We start from the raw sequence: 2,520 nt of genomic DNA, 5'->3' as shown, positions 1-2,520 counted from the left end.
GTAACGAAGACAATCCACGCATCTTGCAAGCCTTCAATGAGAAGACGCCCGACTGGTTGTCGTTCTTCATGTTCACTTATTTCACCGACCGTGATGGCAAGTTCCAGCTCTGCGCCCTGGCCGAATCTGCCTTCGACCCGCTGGCCCGCACCACCAAGTTCATGCTGACCGAAGAGGCGCACCACATGTTTGTGGGCGAGTCTGGCGTGAGCCGCACCATCCAGCGCACTGTGGATGTGATGAACCAGCTCAAGACCGACGACGTGGGCAAGTTGCGCGCTGCCGGTGTGATCGATTTGCCCACCATCCAGCGTTACATCAACTTCCACTTTTCGGTGACCATCGATTTGTTCGGTGCCGACGAGTCGTCCAACGCGGCCACCTTTTACAGCTCTGGCCTGAAAGGCCGTTACGAAGAAGGCAAGCGCGGTGATGACCACGTGCTCAAGGGCAACAGCTACAAGATCCTTTCGGTCGTAGAAGGCAAGCTGATCGAAAAAGAAGTGCCGATGCTCAACGCCCTGAACGAAGTGCTGCGCGACGACTACATCACCGACTCCAAAGGCGGCATCGACCGTTGGAACCGTGTGATCAGCAAAGCGGGTATTCCTTTCACATTGACGGCCCCACACAAAGCCTTCCACCGCAACATCGGCTCTTTGTCCGGCTCCAAAATCACGCCCGATGGCCAAGTGGTGACTGAGGCCGAGTGGATGTCCAAAGTGGGCGAGTGGCTGCCCACCAACGAAGACCGCGCCTATGTGGCCAGCCTGATGGGTCGTGTGGTCGAGCCAGGCAAATTTGCCAACTGGATCGCGCCACCCGTCATGGGCATCAACCGTCAGCCCGTGGACTTCGATTACGTCCGTTTTAACTGATGCGTTGAGCTTTTGATCGACTGCTGCTTCCTTGCGGGGGCAGCAGTTGACAGAGGAAGGGGTGGGTTTCTCATACGGGGTACCGGAAAATCGTCACCCACCCCTTCCTCTGTCAACTGCATGGTGTTTGCAGGGCGCAAACGCTTGTAGACTGCCAAAGCTTGGGCTGGCTACAGCTGTGGGATGGCTGGGGGTCGGGCACCGATTTTCCGGTACCCCGTATGAGGTGCCTGGCCCCCAGCCATTTCGCAGCGGTCTTTGTGAACCAAGAGCCCCCCAGCACTGGCCAAGCAAAGAACCAGAATACAAAACCGAAAGCCTGAGGAGGCATTCCATGACCACAGCCGCAACCCTGATCAAACAGCACGTCATCGACCCCGAAATCTGTATCCGCTGCAACACCTGCGAAGCGATTTGCCCGGTCGGGGCCATTACCCATGACTCGCTCAACTACGTGGTCAATGCCGACATTTGCAACCTGTGCATGCACTGCATCTCCCCATGCCCCACAGGTTCGATTGACAACTGGCGCATGATGCCCAAGGTCAAGGCCTACAGCATCGAAGAGCAGCTCAAGTGGGATGAATTGCCTGCCGAGCTCAGCGATGAGGAACTGGGCGCTGCAGCGGGTGCTGAAGCCGATGCTGTTCAAGAAGCGCAAAGCATCGTGCAATCGGCAGCCGCATCGTCTGCATCGGCCGTGAGCACAGCCACCGCCTCGGGCTTCAATTCGGCGGCTTTTGGAGCCATCACGCCGCCCTGGTCTGCCGCACATGCCTACACCAACCTGTATGGCCCCAAGGCGGCAGAAAAAACCATCACCGCCACGGTCAGCGGCAACGTGCGTGTGACCGAAGTGGGTAAAACAGCAGGGAACGACTACGACACGCACCACATCGTGCTCGACTTCGGCAGCATGCCCTTTCCGGTGCTCGAAGGCCAGTCGATCGGCATCATTCCGCCGGGTCTGGACGCCAAAGGCAAGCCGCACCATGCCCGCCAATACTCGATTGCCAGCCCCCGCAATGGCGAGCGCCCCGGCTACAACAACCTCTCGCTGACCATCAAGCGGGTGCTTGAAGACCACGCTGGTCAGCCCGTGCGCGGCTTGGGTTCCAACTACATGTGCGACGTGCAGGTAGGTGACAAGGTCCAGGTGATCGGCCCGTTTGGTGCCAGCTTCCTGATGCCCAACCACCCCAAGAGCAACATCGTGATGATTTGCACCGGCACGGGCAGTGCGCCCATGCGTGCCATGACCGAGTGGCGTCGACGTCTGCGGGCCAGTGGCAAGTTTGAAGGCGGCAAACTGATGCTTTTCTTCGGTGCACGAACGCCGCAAGAGTTGCCTTATTTCGGGCCACTGAACAATCTGCCCAAAGATTTCATTGACATCGAGTTTGCGTTTTCACGCGAGACGGGTAAATCCAAGCGCTATGTGCAAGATGCCATGCGCGACCGTTCTGCCGACATCGCGGCTCAGCTCCAGGACGACAACACCAGCTTTTATGTGTGTGGCCTCAAAAGCATGGAAGAGGGCGTGGTGATGGCCTTGCGTGACATCGCACAGAACGCCGGTCTCGATTGGGATACCGTGGGTGCGACGCTCAAAAAAGAAGGCCGTCTGCACCTTGAGACCTAT

1 protein-coding gene and 1 pseudogene are annotated in these 2,520 nt (G+C 58.1%); both read left to right on the top strand.

The features are described 5' to 3' along the window. Nucleotides 1-878 (top strand): annotated as a pseudogene (locus tag ACIQ3A_RS15045) (benzoyl-CoA 2,3-epoxidase subunit BoxB); the annotation flags it as partial. 334 nt (nt 879-1,212) lie between these two features. Further along, nucleotides 1,213-2,520: benzoyl-CoA 2,3-epoxidase subunit BoxA (boxA, locus tag ACIQ3A_RS15040; protein WP_396432533.1), on the top strand; the 1,308-nt coding region annotated here is incomplete at its 3' end.

The sequence above is a fragment of the Limnohabitans sp. genome (assembly GCF_044361985.1).
GTDB lineage: Bacteria > Pseudomonadota > Gammaproteobacteria > Burkholderiales > Burkholderiaceae_C > Limnohabitans_A.
Note: the sequence above shows the minus strand (reverse complement) of the source record. Positions and strands in the feature narration are given on the sequence as shown.